This is a genomic window from Streptomyces sp. NPDC025833 (assembly GCF_055558055.1).
On the sequence record NZ_JBVHNF010000005.1, the window covers coordinates 14,178 to 37,020 of the forward strand.

The following is a 22,843-nucleotide window of genomic DNA, read 5'->3' on the forward strand; positions in this document are numbered from 1 at the left end:
CGTTGCCTTGGGTTGGCGATGGCACAGGACCACAGGCCCCAGCCTTCAGGGGGAGGAACGATGGCGGACACCTTCGGACCGATGCGGGGCGGGGACGCCGACGATGTCATCGGCGTGGGCCCGGACGCCGGCTCCGCGCGCGAGGAGCCGATCAGGGTCCTGGTGGTGGACGATCACGCCCTTTTCCGGCGCGGCCTGGAGATCGTGCTCGCGGCCGAGGAGGACATCCAGGTCGTGGGTGAGGCGGGCGACGGAGCAGAGGCCGTCGACAAGGCCGCCGACCTGCTGCCCGACATCGTGCTCATGGACGTCCGCATGCCCAAGCGCGGCGGCATCGAGGCCTGCACCTCCATCAAGGAGGTCGCCCCCAGCGCGAAGATCATCATGCTGACCATCAGCGACGAGGAGGCCGACCTCTACGAGGCGATCAAGGCCGGCGCGACCGGATACCTCCTCAAGGAGATCTCGACCGACGAGGTGGCCACCGCCATCCGGGCAGTGGCCGACGGACAGTCGCAGATCAGCCCGTCGATGGCGTCCAAGCTCCTCACCGAGTTCAAGTCGATGATCCAGCGCACCGACGAGCGCCGGCTGGTGCCCGCGCCCCGGCTGACCGAACGGGAGCTGGAGGTCCTCAAGCTCGTCGCCACGGGCAGGAACAACCGGGACATCGCCAAGCAGCTGTTCATCTCCGAGAACACCGTGAAGAACCACGTCCGCAACATCCTGGAGAAGCTGCAACTGCACTCCCGGATGGAGGCCGTGGTCTACGCGATGCGCGAGAAGATCCTGGAGATCCGCTAGCGCCCGCGGCGGTCAGCCGAGGAGACCGGCGAGTTCCCTGGTGAGGGGCTCGCGCAGCGCGGGCGCGTCCGTGCGCTCGACGCGCACGTCCGTGCAGTTCACCCAGGACGCCGCCTCGACCAGGGCCCGGGCGAGTGCCGGGACCGCCTTCGGGCCTTCCAGGGCGACCTGCCTGGCCACCAGCGTGCGGCCCTCGCGCGCCGGGTCGACCCGGCCGACCAGCCGGCCGCCGGCGAGCACCGGCATCGCGAAGTAGCCGTGGACCCGCTTCTGCCTGGGGACGTACGCCTCCAGCCGGTGGGTGAAGCCGAAGATCCGTTCCGTGCGCGCCCGCTCCCAGATCAGGGAGTCGAACGGGGACAGCAGCGTGGTGCGGTGCCGGCCGCGCGGCGGCGTCGCCAGGGCGGCCGGATCGGCCCAGGCCGGCTTCGCCCAGCCCTCGACCTCGACCGGCACCAGACCCGAGTCCGCGATCACGGCGTCGACCTGCTCGCCCCGGAGCCGGTGGTAGTCGGCGATGTCCGCGCGGGTGCCCACGCCGAGCGACTCGCCCGCCAGCCGGACCAGGCGGCGCAGGCACTCGGCGTCGTCCAGCTCGTCGTGCAGCAGCGCCTGCGGTACGGCGCGCTCGGCGAGGTCGTACACCCGCTTCCAGCCGCGCCGCCGCACGCACACCACCTCGCCGTACATCAGCGCCCGCTCCACGGCGACCTTGGTGCCCGACCAGTCCCACCACTCGCTCGTCCGCTTCGCGCCGCCCAGTTCCGTGGCGGTCAGCGGGCCCTCCGCGCGCAACTGCTTGATCACCTGGTCGTAGGTGCCGTCGGGCAGATCGTGGTGCCAGTGCGGCCGGTCGCGGTAGGCGCGGCGGCGGAAGGCGAAGTGCGGCCACTCCTCGACGGGCAGGATGCAGGCCGCGTGCGACCAGTACTCGAAGGCGTGCGCGCCCGTCCAGTACGCGTCCTCCACGACGGTGCGGCCGACCGCGCCCAGCCTGGCGTACGGCACCAGCTCGTGGGAGCGGGCGAGGACCGAGATCGTGTCGAGCTGGACCGCGCCGAGCCGGCGGAGCACCCCGCGGACACCCGCGCGCCGGTCGGGCGCGCCGAGCAGGCCCTGGGCGCGCAGCACGATCCGGCGGGCGTCGGCCGCGGTGAGGACGGTGGTGGGGCGCGGAAGGGTCGTCATGCGTCGGACGATAGAGGGTGCCACTGACAGCCCGCGACGGGCCGCGCGTACACCGCGGACGGACCCGCGCGGCTCAGGCGCGGGCGGGCAGGTAGGGGGCCGTGGACGGCAGGCCCAGGTCAGAGGGGAGCAGGGAGCCGATCCAGCAGTCCCGGCGCACGCCCTTGTTGTTGATGCCGGAGCGCAGCGTGCCCTCGACGGTGAAGCCCGCGCGTTCGGCCACCGCGCGGGAGCCGTCGTTGCCGACCTCGGCGCGCCATTCCACGCGGTCCACCCCGATCTCGGTGAAGATCCACCGGCAGGCGGTGAGCGCGGCCTCCACGACGTACCCGCGGCCGCGGTGCTCCCTGGCGGCCCAGAACCCGATCTCGGCCGTGCCCAGGGAACGCATCGAGAGGGCGAGCATGCCGGCCAGCGCGCCGCCGGCGAGGAACACGCCGAAGGTGAACACCGAGCCCTGCGCCCACCCCTCGGGGACGAGCCGCTCGGTGAAGCCGACGGCGTGCTCGGGCAGGTAGGGCGAGGGGACCGTCGTCCAGCGCCGGATGTCGGGGTCCTGCACGGCCTCGTACACCGCGTCGGTGTCGCCGGGGCCGACCGGGCGCAGCAGGAGGCGGTCCGTGGTGAGCGTGACGGGTTCCATCGCCCGATTGTCCTCGCGGCGCCCTCCCGGAGCCACGGTTTTCGCGGGGCGTGAGCGGGTGATCACATTTCGCTCAATTCCTCCCGCGGGAGCGGCACCATCGCGTCGCCCCGGCCGTTGTCCAGGGTGAAGGGGCCGCCGGGCCGCCAGGCCCTCCCGGCGCGGCCGGGTCCTCGCATACGATGGCCGTTGCTCAGTACGTCACATGGAAAACCGACCGTCCCAGGCCCGACCGGCAAGGAGACCAGCCCCCGTGTCCGTCCTCTCGAAGATCATGCGTGCAGGCGAAGGCAAGATCCTGCGCAAGCTGCACCGCATCGCGGACCAGGTCAACTCCATCGAAGAGGACTTCGTCGACCTCTCCGACGCCGAGCTGCGGGCCCTCACCGATGAATACAAGCAGCGGTACGCCGACGGTGAGAGCCTGGACGACCTGCTTCCCGAGGCGTTCGCCACCGTGCGCGAGGCCGCCAAGCGCGTCCTCGGCCAGCGCCACTACGACGTGCAGATGATGGGCGGCGCCGCGCTGCACCTCGGCTACGTGGCCGAGATGAAGACCGGTGAGGGCAAGACCCTCGTCGGCACCCTGCCCGCGTACCTGAACGCGCTGTCCGGCGACGGCGTGCACATCGTCACGGTCAACGACTACCTGGCCGAGCGCGACTCCGAGATGATGGGCCGCGTCCACAAGTTCCTCGGCCTCGAGGTCGGGGTCATCCTCGCCAGCATGACCCCGGCCCAGCGCCGCGAGCAGTACGCGTGCGACATCACCTACGGCACGAACAACGAGTTCGGCTTCGACTACCTGCGCGACAACATGGCGTGGGCGAAGGACGAGCTGGTGCAGCGCGGCCACAACTTCGCCATCGTCGACGAGGTCGACTCGATCCTCATCGACGAGGCCCGTACGCCGCTGATCATCTCCGGCCCGGCCGACCAGGCCACCAAGTGGTACGGCGACTTCGCCAAGCTGGTCACGCGCCTCAAGCGCGGCGAGGCCGGCAACCCGCTCAAGGGCATCGAGGAGACCGGCGACTACGACGTCGACGAGAAGAAGCGCACGGTCGCCATCCACGAGTCCGGTGTCGCCAAGGTCGAGGACTGGCTGGGCATCGACAACCTCTACGAGTCGGTGAACACCCCCCTCGTCGGCTACCTGAACAACGCCATCAAGGCCAAGGAGCTGTTCAAGCGCGACAAGGACTACGTCGTCATCGACGGCGAGGTCATGATCGTCGACGAGCACACCGGCCGTATCCTCGCCGGCCGCCGCTACAACGAGGGCATGCACCAGGCGATCGAGGCGAAGGAAGGGGTGGACATCAAGGACGAGAACCAGACGCTCGCGACGATCACCCTGCAGAACTTCTTCCGCCTCTACAACAAGCTCTCCGGCATGACCGGTACGGCGATGACCGAGGCCGCCGAGTTCCACCAGATCTACAAGCTCGGCGTGGTCCCGATCCCGACCAACAGGCCGATGGTCCGCAAGGACCAGTCGGACCTGATCTACCGCACCGAGGTGGCCAAGTTCGAGGCGGTCGTCGACGACATCGCCGAGAAGCACGAGAAGGGCCAGCCGATCCTGGTCGGCACGACCTCCGTCGAGAAGTCCGAGTACCTCTCGCAGCAGCTCAGCAAGCGCGGCATCCAGCACGAGGTGCTGAACGCCAAGCACCACGAGCGCGAGGCGTCGATCGTCGCGCAGGCCGGCCGCAAGGGCGCCGTGACCGTGGCCACCAACATGGCCGGCCGCGGTACGGACATCAAGCTCGGCGGCAACCCCGAGGACCTCGCCGAGGCGGAGCTGCGCCAGCGCGGCCTGGACCCCGAGGAGCACATCGAGGAGTGGGCCGCGGCCCTGCCCGCCGCCCTGGAGAAGGCCGAGCAGGCCGTCAAGGCGGAGAAGGACGAGGTCGAGGACCTCGGCGGCCTGTACGTCCTCGGTACCGAGCGGCACGAGTCGCGGCGCATCGACAACCAGCTGCGCGGTCGTTCCGGCCGTCAGGGCGACCCGGGCGAGTCGCGGTTCTACCTCTCCCTCGGTGACGACCTCATGCGGCTGTTCAAGGCGCAGATGGTCGAGCGCGTGATGTCGATGGCGAACGTCCCGGACGACGTGCCGATCGAGAACAAGATGGTCACCCGCGCGATCGCGTCGGCGCAGTCGCAGGTCGAGACGCAGAACTTCGAGACCCGCAAGAACGTCCTGAAGTACGACGAGGTGCTCAACCGGCAGCGCGAGGTCATCTACGGCGAGCGCCGCCGCGTCCTGGAGGGCGAGGACCTGCACGAGCAGGTGCAGCACTTCACGGACGACACGATCGACGCGTACGTCCACGCCGAGACCTCCGAGGGCTTCCCCGAGGACTGGGACCTGGACCGGCTGTGGGGCGCCTTCCGGCAGCTCTACCCGGTGAAGGTCACCATCGAGGAGCTGGAGGAGGCGGCCGGCGACCGGGCCGGGCTGACCGCCGAGTTCATCTCGGAGTCCATCAAGGAGGACGTCCGCGAGCAGTACCAGGCCCGTGAGGCGCAGCTCGGCTCCGAGATCATGCGTGAGCTGGAGCGCCGGGTCGTGCTGTCGGTCCTGGACCGCAAGTGGCGCGAGCACCTCTACGAGATGGACTACCTCCAGGAGGGCATCGGCCTGCGCGCGATGGCGCAGAAGGACCCGCTGGTCGAGTACCAGCGCGAGGGCTTCGACATGTTCACCGCGATGATGGACGGCATCAAGGAGGAGTCCGTCGGCTACCTGTTCAACCTGGAGGTCCAGGTCGAGCAGCAGGTCGAGGAGGTCCCGGTCGAGGAGGCCCAGCCGGCCGGCGAGGGCGTGCAGGACACGGTGCCCGCGCAGGCGGGCGCGCGTCCGGAGATCCGCGCGAAGGGGCTGGACGTCCCGCAGCGCCGGGACCTGCACTTCTCCGCGCCGACGGTGGACGGCGAGGGCGGCATCGTCGAGCGTGACCTGGAGGACGAGGAGCCGGTGCGCTCCGAGTCGGACGGCCTGACGCGCGCGGAGCGGCGCCGGCAGGCGAAGGGCGGCCGGCGCCGCAAGAAGTAGCCGCCGGAGCGAGTGTGAGCAGGGCCGGGACTCCCTCGGGAGCCCCGGCCCTGCCGCGTGTCCGCCACCGTCCCGGCCCCCTCCGCGGTGCGCTGGTCGCCGGGGGAGGGACGGTGGCGGGCCGTCGGCAGGGGGGGCGTGGCGGAGGGCCGGGCGACCTTCCTCCGGCCGTCGGGGTGTGGTTCAGCAGCCCGGGGTGCCGGTGCCCGTTTCCACCGCGGTGCAGCGCCAGCGGAGGTCCTCGCCCAGTTCCAGGCGGAAGGCCATCGCGCGCAGCCGGTCCCCGGCGGCGATGCGGGCGAAGACCTCCAGGGCGCCCTCGCTGGGGACGTAGTAGCCGATGTCGTGGACGACCGGGCGGGTGCCGCGGGTGCGCAGGGGGCTGCGCTCGGCGAGGCGGGCCAGGTCGTCGTAGGCGCGGCCCGCGGTGTGCCGCAGCATCCAGTGGACCGGCCGCTCACCGCTCAGGACGGCCAGCAGGCGGTCCGCGAAGAGATCGGTGGGGCGGGGCGGCCGGGGGGCCGGATCCGGCGCCGTACGGGCCGTAGCGGAGCGCGCGGTCGCCGGCCGGCTGGGCGTGCGGGGCGGCGCGCCACCCGGGCGGCGGCTGTCCCGCCGGGTCGGCGGGCGGTGCCGCGGGCGGGGCGGGGCGGTACGGCTCATGACCTTGTTCACGGGGGTCCCCGTTCGGCGGGCCCGGGGATACCGGGCGGTAACTTGCTGGTGGGGATCTTGTACGGGGCCGGGAAGGGCCGGGCAAGCGGGGAACGGCACGTGCGCGCGGCCCGGAAGGTTCACTTATCCGAGTGACGCGACCACCCCTCGCCCCCGTGGCCGCGCGGCGGGACGGGGTGAACCGCAGGCCGGGAGTTGACGCCGGGGCGGGGGCGGGCGGGGACCCGAAAGAGGACGGGCGCACGTATCCTGAAGGCCCCGCGGGAGACGCGCCAGCCGCCCTCCCCGGGCCCCAGCGGAGCCCCCACCAGGAATGAGCGGCCAGCATGCGCGTCTACGTCCCCCTGACCCTCCCCGCCCTCGCCGAGGCGCACAAGACGGGTGAGCTGGGGAGCGGCCCGACCGCCGCGTACGCCGTCACGCCCGCCCTGCGCGAGTGGTACCGCTCCGAGGACGTCGAGGAACTGGAGTACGCGGCGCTGGGCCGGGCCGCGCTGGCCTCGCTGCGGCTGCTGGCCGCGGACCGGGAGGCCGCACGGCGCCGGGTCGTGGTCGCCGTGGACGTGCCCGACGCCGCGGTGGGCGCAGGCCCCGACCGCGGGCCGGAGGCGTCCGATCTCGGGGCGGTGACCGTGACGGTGCCGGTGCCGCTCGCGAAGGTGGCTTCCGTGCACGTCGACGCCGAGGACGCGGAGACGGACGTGACCGCTGCGGCGGACGCGCTGGAGGCGGCCGACGGCGGGGACGGCGACGCGCGGTCCGCCGTGGACGGGGCGGACGACCACGAGCTGCTGTGGTTCGCCACGCAGGAGATCCCCGGCCTGGTGGGCCGGGGCTGACCCCGGCGGCGGCCCCGCTGTCGGTGGGGGCGGGTACGGTCTTGGACATGGGGACGCAGGGAAGGGCGCACATCGTCTGGGACTGGAACGGGACGCTGTTCCACGACAACGACGCCGTCATCGGGGCGACGAACGCGGCGTTCGCCGAGCTGGGCCTCGCGCCGATCACGCTGGAGCAGTACCGGACGCTGTACTGCGTGCCGGTGCCGAAGTTCTACGAGCGGCTGCTCGGGCGGCTGCCGAGCGACGCCGAGTGGGAGCTGATGGACGGCGTCTTCCACCGGCACTACACCGAGCACCGGGTGCGGTGCACGCTCACCGAGGGGGCGGAGGAACTGCTCTCGGGGTGGCGGTCGGCGGGGCACAGCCAGTCGCTGCTGAGCATGTACGGGCACGAGGAACTGGTGCCGCTGGTCCGTGACTTCGGCATCGAGGCGCACTTCCTGCGCGTCGACGGGCGGACCGGGCCGTCCGGCGGCAGCAAGGCCGAGCACATGGTCCGCCACCTGGAGGCGCTGGCCGGGCTGGTGGAGCCGGCGCGGACGGTGGTGATCGGGGACGCGGCGGACGACGCGCTCGCCGCCCGGCACGCGGGGGCGCGGGCCGTGCTGTACACCGGGGGGTCGCACAGCCGGGCCAGCCTCCGGGACGTGGAGGTGCCCGTGGTGGACACGCTGGCCGAGGCGGTGGCGGAGGCCCGGCGGATAGCGGCGTAGCGGAGAGGGGGGGCGGGGCGGGGCCCCGGCCCGGCGGAACCGGGCCGCTTCCCGTCCCGCGGCCCCCGCCTTCCTGCCCGTCCGGCGCTTCAGCCCGCCGGTGCCGTCGTGCGCAGCACCTTCAGGAACTCCCGCATCCACGCCGGGTGGTCCGGCCAGGCCCGGGCGGAGACCAGCGTGCCGTCGACGACCGTCTCGGCGTCCTGGAAGCCCGCGCCGGCCGCCTGCATGTCGGGTTCCAGCGCGGGGTAGGCCGTGACCCGGCGGCCCCGCAGCGAGTCGATCGCGGCCGTGAGCAGCGGGCCGTGGCAGATCTGGGCGACGGGCTTGTCCGCGTCGAAGAACGCCTTGAGGATCTTGCGCAGTTCGGGATCGTTGCGCAGGTACTCGGGGGCCCGGCCGCCGGGGACGACCAGGGCCGCGTACCCGCCCGGATCCACCTCGGAGAAGGCCAGGTCGGCGGGCCAGGTGTAACCGGGCTTCTCGGTGTAGGTGTCGTAGCCGGGCTCGAAGTCGTGGACGACGAAGCGGAGCGTCTTGCGGGTGGGGGCCGCGATGTGCACCTCGTAGCCCTCCTCGCGCAGCCGCTGGTACGGGTAGAGGACCTCCAGGGACTCCGCAGCGTCGCCGGTGACGATGAGGATCTTCGTGGGCATGGTCGGCTCCTCGGGGGGACTCCGCGCTCCGCGGGCGGAGCGCCGGACCGTGCGGGTGGGACTCTCGGGCACCGTGCCCCCGCCGGGCGCGTCTGCCAAGAGGGCCCGGTGGTTCTCAGGGTGCGGCCGGCCACGCGGGGACGCGACCGATACGCCACGCGGCCCCCGCCCGCCGCTGTGCAGAACGTCAAACTTCACCCCTCGGTTTTGTACACATACGGCTCATGACGGACCCGGGGTGAGTGGCGATAGCCTTGTGGCGTGATCAGCGCGATATCTCGCGGGAGCGATGCTGCTCCCGCCCCGCGCCCGGGTCGCACGGAACGCCTCCGTGCCCGGGCGGCGGTCGCTGGTCCTCGCGGGCGGGGCGGGGGCGCCGAAGCCCCCGGGACGCCGAGGGCGGCCGGATGCGCGGCGGTGCCGAGAGCAGCGTCACACCCGGCGGACGTCATCACAATGGCTGAATTCCTCCCGCTGATCTCACTTCGCGGCATACCGTCGGAATCGACCGGACACCCCGGGGCGTGGCGTTGTGTCGCAAGGGAAGAGACCGTACTTCCTTCTACGTCACGCAACGGCGCGCGACAGGAGCCAGAGGACAATGCAGACCAAGCTGGACGAAGCCAAGGCCGAGCTGCTCGAGAGGGCCGCGCGGGTAGCTGAGAACAGCCCGGTCGGGGGGCACCTACCGACCGGGACGACGAGCGAGGGCGGTCCCGGCACCCCGGACAGCGAGTCGGTGCTCACGTTCCTCCAGCGCTACTACCTGCACACCGCCCCGGAGGACTTCGCCGACCGCGACCCGGTCGACGTCTTCGGCGCCGCGGTCTCGCACCACCGTCTCGCCGAGAACCGCCCGCAGGGCACCGCGAACGTCCGGGTGCACACCCCGACCGTGGAAGAGAACGGGTGGACCTGCAGCCACACCGTCGTGGAGGTCGTCACCGACGACATGCCCTTCCTCGTCGACTCCGTGACGAACGAGCTGACCCGGCAGGGACGCGGCATCCACGTCGTCATCCACCCGCAGTTCGTCGTCCGGCGCGACCTGACCGGCAAGCTGCTGGAGGTGCTGCCGACGCCGGCCACCGGCGACCTCCCGCACGACGCGCACGTCGAGTCCTGGATCCACGTGGAGATCGACCGGGAGACCGACCGCGCCGACCTCAAGCAGATCACCGCCGACCTGCTGCGCGTCCTGTCCGACGTCCGCGAGGCCGTCGAGGACTGGGAGAAGATGCGGGACACGGCGACCCGGATCGCCGACGACCTGGTGAGCGAGCCCGCCCCCGGCGACCTGCCCCGGCCCGAGGTCGAGGAGGCCCGCGAGCTGCTGCGCTGGCTGGCCACCGACCACTTCACCTTCCTCGGCTACCGCGAGTACCAGCTGCGCGAGGACGACACGCTCGCCGCCGTGCCCGGCACCGGGCTCGGCATACTGCGTTCGGACCCGCACCACGCCGAGGACGACCAGCACCCGGTCAGCCCCTCCTTCGAGCGGCTCCCGGCCGACGCCCGCGCCAAGGCCCGCGAGCACAAGCTGCTCGTGCTGACCAAGGCCAACAGCCGGGCCACCGTGCACCGGCCGTCGTACCTGGACTACATCGGCGTCAAGAAGTTCGACGCGGACGGCAACGTCGTCGGCGAGCGCCGCTTCCTCGGCCTGTTCTCCTCCGCCGCCTACACCGACTCCGTGCGCCGGGTCCCGGTGGTCCGCCGCAAGGTCGACGAGGTGCTGCGCCGCGCCGGGTTCTCGCCCAACAGCCACGACGGCCGCGACCTGCTCCAGATCATGGAGACCTACCCGCGCGACGAGCTGTTCCAGACGCCGGTCTCCGAGCTCCAGGCGATCGTGACGAGCGTCCTCTACCTCCAGGAGCGCCGCCGGCTGCGGCTCTACCTGCGCCAGGACGAGTACGGCCGCTACTACTCGGCCCTCGTCTACCTCCCGCGCGACCGCTACACCACCGGTGTCCGCCTGCGGATCATCGACATCCTCAAGGAGGAGCTGGGCGGTACCAGCGTCGACTTCACCGCCTGGAACACCGAGTCGATCCTGTCCCGGCTGCACTTCGTCGTCCGGGTCCCGCAGGGCACCGAGCTGCCCGAGCTGTCGGACTCCGACAAGGAGCGCATCGAGGCGCGCCTGGTCGAGGCGGCCCGCTCCTGGGCCGACGCGTTCGCCGAGGCGCTGACCGCCGAGTGCGGCGAGGAGCGCGCGGCCGAGGTGCTGCGCCGCTACAACCACGCCTTCCCCGAGGGCTACAAGGCCGACCACAGCCCGCGGGCCGCGGTCGCCGACCTGGTCCACCTGGAGCAGCTCAGCGAGGAGAAGGCCTTCTCCCTGAGCCTGTACGAGCCGGTGGGGGCCGCGCCGGACGAGCGCCGCTTCAAGATCTACCAGAAGGGCGGCACGGTCTCGCTGTCCAAGGTGCTGCCCGTGCTGAGCCGGCTCGGTGTCGAGGTCACCGACGAGCGGCCGTACGAGATGCGCTGCGCGGACCGCACCACCGCCTGGATCTACGACTTCGGCCTGCGCATGCCGAAGGCGCTCGGCGGCGGCAACGGCGACTACCTGGGCGACGACGGCCGTGAGCGGTTCCAGGAGGCGTTCGCCGCCACCTGGACCGGCAAGGCCGAGAACGACGGCTTCAACGCCCTCGTGCTGAGCGCCGGGCTGACCTGGCGCCAGGCGATGGTGCTGCGCGCCTACGCCAAGTACCTGCGGCAGGCCAGTTCGACCTTCTCGCAGGACTACATGGAGGACACCCTCCGCAACAACGTCCACACCACCCGGCTCCTCGTCTCCCTGTTCGAGGCGCGGATGTCCCCGGAGCGGCAGCAGGCCGGCCTGGAGATCACCGACGCCCTGCTGGAGGAGCTGGACGCGGCCCTGGAGCAGGTGGCCAGCCTGGACGAGGACCGCATCCTGCGGTCGTTCCTGACCGTCATCAAGGCGACCCTGCGCACCAACTTCTTCCAGGGCGCGCGCGGCGGCGAGCCGCACGACTACGTCTCCATGAAGTTCGACCCGCAGGCCATCCCGGACCTGCCCGCGCCGCGCCCGGCGTACGAGATCTGGGTGTACTCGCCGCGCGTGGAGGGCGTCCACCTGCGCTTCGGCAAGGTCGCCCGCGGCGGTCTGCGCTGGTCCGACCGGCGCGAGGACTTCCGCACGGAGATCCTGGGCCTGGTCAAGGCGCAGATGGTGAAGAACACCGTCATCGTGCCGGTCGGCGCCAAGGGCGGCTTCGTCGCCAAGCAGCTCCCCGACCCGACGGTGGACCGGGACGCGTGGCTCGCCGAGGGCGTCGCCAGCTACAAGACCTTCATCTCGGCGCTGCTCGACATCACCGACAACATGGTCGCCGGCGAGGTCGTGCCGCCGAAGGACGTGGTCCGGCACGACGGCGACGACACCTACCTGGTGGTCGCCGCCGACAAGGGCACCGCGACCTTCTCGGACATCGCCAACGGGGTCGCCGGGCAGTACGACTTCTGGCTCGGTGACGCCTTCGCCTCCGGCGGTTCGGCCGGCTACGACCACAAGGGCATGGGCATCACCGCCCGCGGTGCCTGGGAGTCGGTGAAGCGGCACTTCCGCGAGCTGGGCGTGGACACCCAGAGCGAGGACTTCACGGTCGTCGGCATCGGCGACATGTCCGGTGACGTGTTCGGCAACGGCATGCTGCTCTCCGAGCACATCCGCCTGGTCGCCGCCTTCGACCACCGGCACATCTTCATCGACCCGACCCCGGACGCGGCCACCTCCTACGCCGAGCGCCGCCGCCTGTTCGAGCTGCCCCGCTCCAGCTGGGCCGACTACGACACCGGGCTGCTGTCGGCGGGCGGCGGGATCTTCCCGCGCACCGCCAAGGCGATCACCCTCAACAGCCACATCCGCGAGGCCCTCGGCATCGAGGGCAAGGTCGCCAAGATGACCCCGGCCGACCTGATGAAGGCCATCCTCGAAGCGCCGGTGGACCTGCTGTGGAACGGCGGCATCGGCACGTACGTGAAGGCGTCCGCGGAGTCGAACGCCGACGTCGGCGACAAGGCCAACGACGCCATCCGCGTCGACGGCGGGAACCTGCGGGTCAAGGTCGTCGGCGAGGGCGGCAACCTGGGCCTGACCCAGCTCGGCCGGATCGAGTTCGCCACGCACGGCGGCAAGATCAACACCGACGCGATCGACAACAGCGCCGGTGTGGACACCTCCGACCACGAGGTGAACATCAAGATCCTGCTGAACGGTCTGGTCGGGGACGGCGACATGACCGTCAAGCAGCGCAACAAGCTGCTCGCCGAGATGACCGACGAGGTTGGCACGCTGGTCCTGCGCAACAACTACGCGCAGAACGCCGCCCTGGCCAACGCCCTGTTCCAGGCGAAGGACATGCTCCACGCCCAGCAGCGGTTCATCCGCCACCTGGTGCGCGAGGGCCACCTGGACCGGGCGCTGGAGTTCCTGCCGACGGACCGGCAGATCCGCGAGCGCCTCGCCCAGAGCCAGGGTCTGACCGGCCCGGAGACGGCCGTGGTCCTGGCGTACACGAAGATCACGGTGGCCGAGGAGCTGCTGCACACCTCGCTGCCGGACGACCCGTACCTGCGCGGCCTGCTGCACGCCTACTTCCCGACCGCCCTGCGCGAGCGCTTCGCCGAGGCCATCGACAGCCACCCGCTGCGCCGCGAGATCACCACGACCGTGCTGGTCAACGACACGGTCAACACGGGTGGTACGACCTACCTGCACCGCCTGCGCGAGGAGACCGGCGCCTCCCTGGAGGAGATCGTCCGCGCCCAGACCGCGGCCCGCGCGATCTTCCGCTCGGCACCGGTGTGGGACGCGGTCGAGGCCCTGGACAACCGGGTCGAGGCGATCGTCCAGACCCGCATCCGGCTGCACTCGCGCCGGCTGATCGAGCGCGGCACCCGCTGGCTGCTCAACAACCGGCCGCAGCCGCTCCAGCTCGCCGAGACGGTGGAGTTCTTCGCCGAGCGGGTCGAGCAGGTCTGGCAGCAGCTGCCGAAGCTGCTCAAGGGCGCGGACCTGGAGTGGTACCAGCACGTGTACGACGAGCTGTCCGCGGCCGGCGTCCCGGACGAGCTGGCCACCCGCGTGGCCGGCTTCTCCTCCGCCTTCCCGGCGCTGGACATCGTGTCGGTGGCCGACCGCATGGGCAGGGAGCCGCTGGACGTCGCCGAGATCTACTACGACCTCGCCGACCGGCTCGACATCACCCAGCTGATGGACCGCATCATCGAGCTGCCCCGTGAGGACCGCTGGCAGTCCATGGCCCGCGCCTCCATCCGCGAGGACCTCTACGCGGCGCACGCGGCGCTCACCGCGGACGTCTTCGCGGCGGGCGACGGCGCCTCCTCGCCCGAGCGGCGCTTCGAGGCGTGGGAGCGGAACAACTCCGCGATCCTCGGCCGGGCGCGCACCACGCTCGACGAGATCCGCGGTTCGGACTCCTTCGACCTCGCCAACCTGTCGGTGGCGATGCGCACGATGCGGACGCTGCTGCGCTCGCACTCGTAGCGGCGGGACACACCGGCGGTACCGCGTAGCGGCGGTACCGCACGGACGGCGCCCCGGGCACCTCGTGCCCGGGGCGCCGTCCTCAGGTACGGGTTGTAGGGTCGATGGACCATGCACACCGTGCCGTCCGACACCGAATCCCAGCGCCGTTCGGCACCCGCACCCGGCCCCGCCGCGCGCGCCGGCCGGGTGCTGCCGCAGGCCGCCGCCGTCCTCGTCGTCGTGCTGCTGCTCCTGGTCGTGGTCCGCCTGCCGTGGGCGGGTGACCTCGGCATGCACGCGGCCACGCTCCAGCGCCTGGCGCACGACCTGCCGCACCCCGGCAATCCGCTCGTCGACGCCGACACGCCCAGCCCGTACTACTCGCCGTGGATGCTGCTGCTCGGTGCCGTCACCAAGGTGAGCGGCCTGTCGGTGTTCGTGGTGCTGCGGCTGGGCGCGCTCGCCGGACTGGGCCTGCTGGTGACCGGCGTCCGGCGCTACGTCCGCACCTTGGACGGCCATCGCGCCGCGCCCGCCCTCGCCCTGCTCTGCCTGCTCCTGCTCTGGGGCCCGGCGCTGTTCAACTGGAGCGGCTTCGCCGGGCTGAACTCCCTCGCGCTGACGGTGGCCTACCCCAGCGTGTTCGCGCTCGGCCTCGCCTTCCACCTGTGGGCCTGGCTGACCCGGGCCGTGCGCGGCGGGCCGGCCGGCTGGGGGACGTGGCTCGGGCTGGGGGCGCTGTGGGCGCTGGTCCTGCTGTGCCACCAGTTCACCGGGGTGGTGGCGTCCCTCGGCGCCCTCGCCGCGCTCCTCGCCGCCCGTCCCGCCCGCGCGGTCCTGCTCCGGCTCGGCGCCGGGCTGGCCCTGGGGCTGCTGGTGCTGCTGCTGTGGCCGTACTACGACTTCTTCGCGCTGTTCTCCGCGGGCGCGGACCTGGAGGCCATCCACCGGCCGCTGTACGACGACCTGGCCGGCCGGTTCGGGCTCGTGCTGCTCGGGGTGGCGGCACTGGTACCGCGCCTGCGGCGGGACCGCCGGGACGCGCTGGTGATCTTCTTCGTCCTCGGTGCGCTGGTGTTCGCGGCGGGCGGCCTGACCGGGCACTACTCCTGGGGGCGGGCGCTGCCCGCCGCGCTGATCCCGGCGCAGCTCGCGGCCGCGCTGGAGACCGGGGCGGCGGGGCGGCGGGCGGTACGCCGGGTCTGGGCGTGCGCGCTGCTCGTGGCGCTGGCGGTGGGGGCGTGGACGCAGTCCGGGACGCTCGGGTACGCGGTGGACCGGGACGTCCTGCCCGCGGCGGTCGCGGAGAAGTACCGGGAGCCGTGGACGGGCTACCGGTGGATCATGAAGGCGGGGGTGGGCTACGGGGACGTGGTGATGACCCGCATGTGGCCGGCCCGGCAGATCCCCGCGTACGGGCCGTACACCGTGGCACCGGGCTACCCGGACGTGTTCCTGCCGGACGAGGCGCGCCGGGAGGCGGCGGTGACCCGGTACTTCGAGGCGGGGACGGGTGCGGCGGCACGCCGGGCGATCCTGCGGGAGTACGGGGTGGAGTGGGTCGTGGGGGGCGGCTCGGACAAGGCCCCGTGGCTCCGCGAGGTGGCGCGGGGGCCGGGCGGCGGGAAGGTGCTGTACCGCGTGCTGCCCTGAGCCGGGGCAGGACGCCCGCGGCGGGGGCACGGAGAGGCGGGTGGCCACGGCTCCGAGCCCGTGGCCACCCGCGACACCGGACGGGGGGCGCCCCTACCGCAGCACGCTCGTCACCAGCCGGACGGCGCCCCGCACCCGGGGCCGGGCCACCCGGCGCACCAGCGGGCGGATCACCCGTGCCGTCATCCCGACCGGCTGCCAGCGGAGCTGGAGGCGGCCCGGGTTGCGGCCCTCCGGTTCGAGCGTGATCCGATGCCGGTCCACCAGGACCGTGCGGACCGGGAAGTCCGGCGGAGCCAGCAGCAGGCCCGTGTTGGTCAGGCCCTGCTGGTCCAGGCGGACCATGGGGTGGCGCATGCCGTCGAAGCCCTGGAGGGGCAGCTCCGCCGCCGTCAGGTCCAGGCGGGCGGTGCCCTCGAAGACGCCGGGGCGGACCGGGTCCAGCCGGAAGGGGACCGTCATCCGGCGCTTGCCGGGGGTCAGCAGCAGGGACGCGCGCTGCGGTCCCACGGGCAGCCGCAGACCGGGGTCGTAGCTGCGGATCGCGAGGGTCAGGGTCGCGCCCGGTCCGGGCGTCAGCTCGGTGATCTCGTGGCGGAAGTGGGCGGTGGGGAACGGGCGGGTGTCCAGCTCCAGGTCGGACACGTCCAGCTCCCGGCGGGCCCGGTCCGTGGCGGGGACGCTGTCACCCCAGTACGTCGCGCCCGTGCCGTCGGCGGTGACGTGCCGGGGGGCCACTCCCTGGCCCAGCCCGCGCGCCGCGAGCCGGGCCTCGGCCGTGCGGCCGTCCCGCAGCAGCTCCAGCACCACCCGCTCGGGCCGCGGCAGCCTGGCGTAGGCGCCGGGGGAGAGCGTGTCCAGGTAGGGGTTGACGATCTCCGCGAAGGCGGTGAGCCACTCCTCGTCCCGGTACGGCAGGTCGCCCGCGTACATCCGGAAGTCGTGCTTGAGGAACTTGTAGTCCTTGTCCTCCCGCAGCCCGGCGTGTCCGTTCTCGGCCAGGAACGCGTCGATCAGCCGCTGGACGTGCACCCGGTCGCGCACGTTGCCGATCTTGTGCCGCTGGTTGGAGATGGAGGCGGACGCCGCGGCGGCGTACGGCTCGATGTACCAGACGTACACCGGGTCGGGGATGATCGTGAACGCCTTCGCCAGGCAGTACGCCTGCGCCGAGAACAGCTGGTCCTCGTAGTGGATGCCTTCGGGGAAGCGGAGGTCGTGCCGGTCCAGGAAGGCGCGCGCGTACATCTTGCTGGTGGACAGGTGCTCGAACAGCAGCCGCGGGTCCGCCTCGATGCCCTCGACGGTGCGCCGCTCGGTCACGACGTGCGGCATCCAGGTCGAGCGGCGGCCGTTGTCCACGCGGACCCGGCGCACCGCGCCCATGGTGAAGTCCACCTCGCGCTCGCGGTGCGCGTCGAGCAGCAGCTCCACCGCGCGGGGCGGCAGCTCGTCGTCGCTGTCCAGGAACATCAGGTACGGCGCCCGGGCGATGTCGATGGCCCGGTTGCGCGGGGCGCTGCAACCGCCGCTGTTCTCCGGCAGGCGCAGGTAGCGGATGCGCGGGTCCTGGGCCGCCAGCTCCCGCGCCACCCGGGGCGTGTCGTCCGTCGAGTGGTCGTCGCTGATGACGATCTCTATGTTCGCGTGGGTCTGCGCCCGCAGCGAGGCGACCGCGCGCGGGAGGCGGGCCGCGTCGTTGTAGACGATGACGGTGACCGTGACGTCGGGGCTGGTCATGCGGTGGCCTCCTCGGGGGTCGGGGCGGGGGTGCGGTCCTCGAGGGGAAGAACCGGTGGCAGCGACTCCTCCGGTTCGCCCAGGAACACCCGCCGGACGACCCGCTCGGCGGCGCGCCCGTCGTCGTACTCGCAGAACCGGCGCCGGAACGCGGTCCGGGCCTTGGCGGCGCTCTCGTCCCGCCAGGCGCCGGAGGTGAGGATCTCCGCGAGTTCCTCCTGTGTGTGGGCGACCTGGCCGGGGTGCTCGGCCATGAGGTCGAAGTAGACGCCGCGGGTGGTCCGGTAGGTCTCCCAGTCGTCGGCGTAGACCACGATCGGGCGGTCCAGGTTGGCGTAGTCGAACATGATCGACGAGTAGTCCGTGACCAGCGCGTCGGCGGCCAGGCACAGCTCCTCGACCGGGTCGTAGGAGGAGACGTCGATGATCCGACCGGAGCGGCGCAGGCCGGTCAGCGGGGAGGCGGCGCCGCCGTAGAAGTAGTGGGCGCGCACCAGCAGGACGGTGTCCTCACCGAGGCGGTCGGCGAGGGCGGCGAGGTCGAGGCGGGGCGTGAAGCCGGCCTCGTAGTCGCGGTGGGTGGGGGCGTACAGGACGGCCCTCCGGCCCGGCGGGATGCCCAGGCGCTCGCGGGCGGCGCGCACCGCCTCGGCGCCGGCGGTGTAGTAGACGTCGTTGCGCGGGTAGCCGTGGTCCAGCGAGGTGTAGCGGGACGGGTAGGCGCGCTCCCACATGCGGGTGGAGTGGCTGTTGGCGCTGACGCTGTAGTCCCACTTGTCGACGCGGGCCAGCAGGGCGGCGAAGTCCAGGCCCTTGGCGGCGGCCGGGTGGTCCATCTGGTCCAGGCCCATGCGCTTGAGCGGGGTGCCGTGGTGGGTCTGGAGGTGGACGGCGTCCGGGCGCTTGACCACGGCGTTCGGGAAGTTGACGTTGTTCGTCAGGTACCGGGCGGTCGCCAGGGTCTCCCAGTAGCGGGCGGTGCCGGGGACGACGTGGTCGGTGCCCGGCGGCAGCAGCGCCGCGTTCTGCCTGTTCACCACCCACACCGGGTGGATGTGCGGGGCCAGCTCGGCGAGCTTCGCGGCGATCGCGGCGGGGTTGCAGGCCACCCCGCGGTCCCAGTAGGCCGAGAACACGGCGAGCTCGGGGTCGACCGGGCGGGTCAGGGCGCGGCGGTACCGCTGGTCGCGGACCTTGGCGCCCAGCGCCCGCTTGCGGTCCCGTACGGCCTTGCGGGCGGCGCGGCGGGTGCGGTTCGCGGCCTGGAACGCGCGGTACCTGGTGTACGCGCCCTCCTCCAGCAGGGCGTGCCGCACGCCCTCCAGGCCCGCGGGGCGCCGGTGGCCCTCGGGGCGCCAGCGGACCGCGGCCAGGGAGGCGCGGCGGAAGAACTCGCGGGCCACCTCCTCGGGCAGGTCCTCGCGGGCGAAGGTGCGCACCAGGTCGCGCACCGTCATGTCGTAGAGCACCGCGAGGGGGGCGCGGCGGTTTCGGGCGAGCGGGAGCAGGGCCTCGTAGCGGTCGATGAGCGCGAGCCGGTCCTCGGGGGCGCGCGGGGGCAGGCTCTCGGGGCGCAGCACGCGGTGCTCGTACGCCGTCTGGTTCAGGCAGGCGACGCGGCCGGCGTGCAGCAGGGCGGCGAGGGCGGCGCGCGGCTCGTCGTCGGTGCCGAGCTGTTCGGCGTGGGCCCGCCAGAAGCCGGCGCGCAGGGCGCGGTTGCCGAGCAGGGGGGTGAGCCGCAGCAGGTCGGCGGCGTCGTCCAGGGGGAGGGCGGCGCGGCCGACGGCGGCGAGGTGGCGGCCGTCGCGGGAGGGGGCGGTGGCGGTCTGCCAGGTGGTGGTGACGTGGTCGAAGAGGAGCACGTCGACGGGGGCCGGGCCGTCCGCGGCGTCCAGTTCCGCGGTCCGCTCGGCGATCAGGCGGGGCGCGCCGGCGGGCAGGCCGTCCTTGGCGTGCACGAAGTGCAGCCAGCGGCCGGACGCGCGGGCGGCGCCCGCCGCGCGCGCCCGGGCGTCTGCGGTACCGTCCGGCAGGGGGACGACGACCGTCTCGGGGGCGTGGCCCTCGGCGGTCTCCCGCGCCCAGTCGCCGACCGCGGCGACGACCACTTCGGTGTCGGACGGGGGGTGGGCCGCCAGGGAGTCCAGTAGCTCCGTCAGATGCCCCTGTGCGTTCGGCCCGTAGACGATCACACTCAGCTGGGGCATTGCGGTGGACTCCTTGCTCGACGTGTCTCCGGGCAGACCCTTCATAACATACTGTCACTAAGCAGATGAAAGGGATAATCGCCCGTGACGGTGAGGGCTTGGTGAGGGTTCGGCTCAGGAGGAAAGAGGCGCTTTCGGCGCGGCCGGTTGCGGTGCCCGCGGATTCGGGCCGTCCGTCTTCAGGGCGTCCGCCTTGGGGCCGTCCGCTTTCGGGGTGTCCGTCTTCGGCGCCGGTTTCTTCGGCGCGGGCTTCTTGGGTGCCGGCTTCTTGTCCCCGGTGAACGCCTCGTACTCCTTCATGACCTCCTCGGTCGGCCCGTCCATGCGCAGCTCGCCGCGCTCCAGCCACAGGACCCGCTCGCAGGTGTCGCGGATCGACTTGTTGTTGTGGCTGACCAGGAACACCGTGCCCGCGTGCTGCCGCAGCTCGCGGATCCGCGCCTCGGACCGCTTCTGGAAGGAGCGGTCGCCGGTGGCCAGCGCCTCGTCGATCAGCAGGACGTCGTGGTCCTTGGCGGCGGCGATGGAGAAGCGCAGCCGGGCGGCCATGCCCGAGGAGTACGTGCGCATCGGCAGGGTGATGAAGTCGCCCTTCTCGTTGATGCCGGAGAAGTCGACGATGTCCTGGTAGCGCTCCTTGATCTGCTCCCGGGACATGCCCATGGCGAGCCCGCCGAGGAAGACGTTGCGTTCGCCGGTGAGGTCGCTCATCAGGGCCGCGTTCACGCCCAGCAGCGACGGCTGGCCGTCGGTATAGATGTGCCCGCTCTCCACCGGCAGCAGCCCGGCGACCGCCTTGAGCAGGGTCGACTTCCCGGAGCCGTTGGTGCCGATGAGGCCGACCGCCTCGCCCCGGTAGGCGGTGAACGACACCTTCCGCACCGCGTGCACCCTGCGCACGCCGGCCGCCTTCTCGGCCTGCCCGCGGCGCAGGATGCGGTTGAGGGCGGCGGTGGCGGTGCCGCGGCCGGCGCCGGTGCCGTTGACCCGGTAGACGATGTCGACGGCGTCGGCGATGACGGTGGGGATCTTCTCGGTGGAGGTCTGCTCAGCCACGGCCGTAGGTCTCCTCAGCCTTCCAGAAGTAGATGAAGCCGCCGGCGCCGGCGAGCAGGGCCCAGCCCGTCGCCACCGCCCACACGTGCGGGGGGAGCTGCTGGGCGTGGAAGCTGTCGATCAGCGCGAACCGCATCAGGTCGATGTAGACGGCGGCCGGGTTGAGCTGGAGCAGCAGCGTGACGGCGTGCGGCAGGTCGTCGCCCCGGGTGATCTTGTCGATGCTCCACATCACGCCGGACACGTACATCCAGGTGCGCAGCACGAACGGCATGAGCTGGGCGATGTCCGGGGTCTTCGCGCCGATCCGGGCCACCGCCATCGACACGCCGGCGTTGAAGGTGAACTGCAGGACCAGCGCCGGGATCGCCAGCAGCCAGGAGGCGGCGACCGGCACGCCGAAGCAGAGCAGGATGACGACCAGCGCGGCCATCGAGAACAGGAGCTGCTGGAGCTGCTGGAGCGCGAAGGAGATCGGCAGGGCGGCGCGCGGGAAGTGCAGGGCGCGGACCAGGCCGAGGTTGCCGGAGATGGCCCGGGTGCCCGCCATGATCGAGCTCTGCGTGAACGTCCAGATGAACACGCCCGTGACCAGGAACGGCACGTAGTCCGGCACGTTGTGCTTGGTGCCGAGCAGCATGCCGAAGATGAAGTAGTAGACCGCCGCGTTCAGCAGCGGGGTCATGACCTGCCATACCTGGCCGAGCTTCGCCTGGCTGTACTGGGCGGTGAGCTTGGCGGTGGCGAAGGCGCTGATGAAGTGGCGCCGGGCCCAGAGCCGGCCGATGTACTCCGGCAGGGAGGGGCGGGCGCCGCTGACCGACAGGCCGTGCCGGGCCGCGAGCGCCGCGGGGTCGTCGGCGGGCGGGGCCTGGGTGGGGGGCGGTGTGTGGAGGACCTGGCTCACATCCGCTGCTTTCGCTCGGGGGAGGGGGTGCCGCGTCCGGCCCGCACCGGGGCCGCCGCGTCGTCCGGGCCCGTCGCCCGGTGTTCGCGCACGCTTCTCTCCACGTTCTCTTACGTCGGGACGGGACCGTATCGTCGCAACGTGAGAGTAGGGCCAGGGGACGTCGCAACGCAACCGTTTCGTCGTCACGGCCTATGCTGGGGGCATGACGACGAACGCCGCCGAGTCCGCCGACGAGCCGTCGGCGCGCCCCCGCCGCCGGGCGCCCGCCGGGGCGGCCGTGCTCCGGGAGGACGTGACCGAGGCCATCCGGGCCGCCGTGTTCGAGGAACTGGCGGCCGTCGGCTACGCGCGCGTGTCCATCGAGGGGATCGCCCGCCGGGCCGGGGTCGGCAAGACGGCGGTGTACCGGCGCTGGCGTTCGAAGCTCCACCTGGTCCTGGACGTCGTCTCCGCGCTGGCGGTGACCGGGTTCCCGGCCCCCGACACGGGCTCCCTGGAGGGCGACCTGCGCCTCCTCTACGAGGTCACGTCCCGCGCCCTGCGCCACCCGATCGCGTCCCAGATCATCCCCGACCTCCAGGCCGAGGCGGCCCGCAACCCGGAGATCGCGGAGGCGCTCCAGAAGGCGGTGCGCGACGGCCAGGAGGGCGTGGCCAGCGGGATCGTGGCGGCGGCGGAAGCCCGCGGGGAGGTCCGCGCGGGCGTCGACCCCGACCTGGCGCTGGACCTCATCTCGGGCCCCCTGTACTGGCGCTCGGTGGTGATCCGCGCCCCGAAACTGCCGAAGGGCTACCTGGCGGGGCTGGCCCGGGCCACGGCGGGAGCGCTCAAGGCACTCTGACGCCACGCCCGTCCGGCGCCGCCTGCCCACCGCCGAGGAACGGCACCGCTCCGGTGGCCCGGACGCGGATCCGGTGGCGTACGGCTCCTGGTGCTCCGGAGGGAGCAGGGCCGGCCTGCCGGGTACGGCCCGCCGGCCGGTGGGGCCCGGGTCGGCCTGTGCGGCCTGCGCTCCCGGGCGGCGGAGTCGCCGTTCGGGCGCCTGGAGGGGCGGCGGCGTCCGTCGTGACCGCGCGGCCGGCGCGCGGTACCCGGCCGCAGGAGTAGCCCGCTCCCTGCCAGGGGCTCCGGGCCGGGGCCGTCGCGCTCCCGCTCCCGGGTCGCG

Annotated in this window: 15 protein-coding genes; 7 read left to right on the forward strand and 8 right to left on the reverse strand. The window is 72.6% G+C overall.

Annotated features, from left to right (window positions below; translation table 11 throughout):
* The first annotated feature begins 60 nt into the window (after positions 1–60).
* Positions 61–804 (forward strand): response regulator, encoded by a 744-nt coding sequence (locus tag ACZ4K2_RS09585; protein ID WP_467471284.1) that lies wholly within the window; start codon positions 61–63, stop codon positions 802–804.
* Between the two features lie 12 nt (positions 805–816).
* Here the strand turns inward: ACZ4K2_RS09585 and ACZ4K2_RS09590 are convergent, their stop codons facing one another.
* Positions 817–1,992, reverse strand: a complete 1,176-nt coding sequence (locus ACZ4K2_RS09590) for a winged helix-turn-helix domain-containing protein (RefSeq protein WP_467471285.1) — start codon at positions 1,990–1,992, stop codon at positions 817–819.
* Between the two features lie 73 nt (positions 1,993–2,065).
* Complete coding sequence (locus ACZ4K2_RS09595) at positions 2,066–2,635, reverse strand: GNAT family N-acetyltransferase (protein WP_467471287.1); 570 nt, start codon at positions 2,633–2,635, stop codon at positions 2,066–2,068.
* Positions 2,636–2,888: 253 nt separating this feature from the next.
* Between ACZ4K2_RS09595 and secA the strand changes: the two genes are divergently transcribed.
* Complete coding sequence (secA, locus tag ACZ4K2_RS09600; RefSeq protein ID WP_467471289.1) at positions 2,889–5,699, forward strand: preprotein translocase subunit SecA; 2,811 nt, start codon at positions 2,889–2,891, stop codon at positions 5,697–5,699.
* A 183-nt stretch (positions 5,700–5,882) separates the two neighbouring features.
* Here secA and ACZ4K2_RS09605 read toward each other — a convergent pair whose 3' ends face one another.
* Complete coding sequence (locus ACZ4K2_RS09605; RefSeq protein WP_467471291.1) at positions 5,883–6,374, reverse strand: Rv3235 family protein; 492 nt, start codon at positions 6,372–6,374, stop codon at positions 5,883–5,885.
* 326 nt (positions 6,375–6,700) lie between these two features.
* Here ACZ4K2_RS09605 and ACZ4K2_RS09610 point away from each other — a divergent pair, with 326 nt between their 5' ends.
* Both ACZ4K2_RS09610 and ACZ4K2_RS09615 read left to right on the forward strand, forming a co-directional pair.
* A complete protein-coding gene (locus ACZ4K2_RS09610; RefSeq protein ID WP_467471293.1) occupies positions 6,701–7,213 on the forward strand; it encodes a DUF6912 family protein in 513 nt (170 codons plus the stop codon).
* A 47-nt stretch (positions 7,214–7,260) separates the two neighbouring features.
* Positions 7,261–7,929, forward strand: coding sequence for an HAD family hydrolase (locus ACZ4K2_RS09615; RefSeq protein WP_467471295.1), 669 nt, complete (start codon positions 7,261–7,263; stop codon positions 7,927–7,929).
* 89 nt (positions 7,930–8,018) lie between these two features.
* Here ACZ4K2_RS09615 and ACZ4K2_RS09620 read toward each other — a convergent pair whose 3' ends face one another.
* Positions 8,019–8,585: a DJ-1/PfpI family protein gene (locus tag ACZ4K2_RS09620; RefSeq protein ID WP_467471296.1), complete on the reverse strand. Its 567-nt coding sequence runs from the start codon at positions 8,583–8,585 to the stop codon at positions 8,019–8,021.
* 601 nt (positions 8,586–9,186) lie between these two features.
* Here ACZ4K2_RS09620 and ACZ4K2_RS09625 point away from each other — a divergent pair.
* Both ACZ4K2_RS09625 and ACZ4K2_RS09630 read left to right on the forward strand, forming a co-directional pair.
* On the forward strand, positions 9,187–14,130 hold the full coding sequence (locus ACZ4K2_RS09625) for an NAD-glutamate dehydrogenase (RefSeq protein WP_467471298.1): 4,944 nt from the start codon (positions 9,187–9,189) through the stop codon (positions 14,128–14,130).
* Positions 14,131–14,250: 120 nt separating this feature from the next.
* Positions 14,251–15,765 (forward strand): hypothetical protein, encoded by a 1,515-nt coding sequence (locus ACZ4K2_RS09630; RefSeq protein ID WP_467471300.1) that lies wholly within the window; start codon positions 14,251–14,253, stop codon positions 15,763–15,765.
* Positions 15,766–15,858: 93 nt separating this feature from the next.
* Here ACZ4K2_RS09630 and ACZ4K2_RS09635 read toward each other — a convergent pair whose 3' ends face one another.
* The 4 genes from ACZ4K2_RS09635 to ACZ4K2_RS09650 form a co-directional block, all read right to left on the reverse strand.
* Positions 15,859–17,505: a glycosyltransferase family 2 protein gene (locus ACZ4K2_RS09635; RefSeq protein ID WP_467471302.1), complete on the reverse strand. Its 1,647-nt coding sequence runs from the start codon at positions 17,503–17,505 to the stop codon at positions 15,859–15,861.
* Entirely contained in the window at positions 17,502–19,712 is a 2,211-nt protein-coding gene (locus ACZ4K2_RS09640) for a CDP-glycerol glycerophosphotransferase family protein (protein ID WP_467471304.1), read from the reverse strand. The genes ACZ4K2_RS09635 and ACZ4K2_RS09640 overlap by 4 nt, the downstream gene beginning before the upstream one ends.
* Before the next feature lie 114 nt (positions 19,713–19,826).
* Entirely contained in the window at positions 19,827–20,768 is a 942-nt protein-coding gene (locus tag ACZ4K2_RS09645) for an ABC transporter ATP-binding protein (RefSeq protein WP_467471306.1), read from the reverse strand.
* Entirely contained in the window at positions 20,761–21,675 is a 915-nt protein-coding gene (locus tag ACZ4K2_RS09650; protein WP_467471308.1) for an ABC transporter permease, read from the reverse strand. Before ACZ4K2_RS09650 ends, ACZ4K2_RS09645 begins: the two co-directional genes overlap by 8 nt.
* 205 nt (positions 21,676–21,880) lie before the next feature.
* Between ACZ4K2_RS09650 and ACZ4K2_RS09655 the strand changes: the two genes are divergently transcribed.
* Positions 21,881–22,519: a TetR/AcrR family transcriptional regulator gene (locus ACZ4K2_RS09655; RefSeq protein WP_467471310.1), complete on the forward strand. Its 639-nt coding sequence runs from the start codon at positions 21,881–21,883 to the stop codon at positions 22,517–22,519.
* Positions 22,520–22,843: the final 324 nt, after the last annotated feature.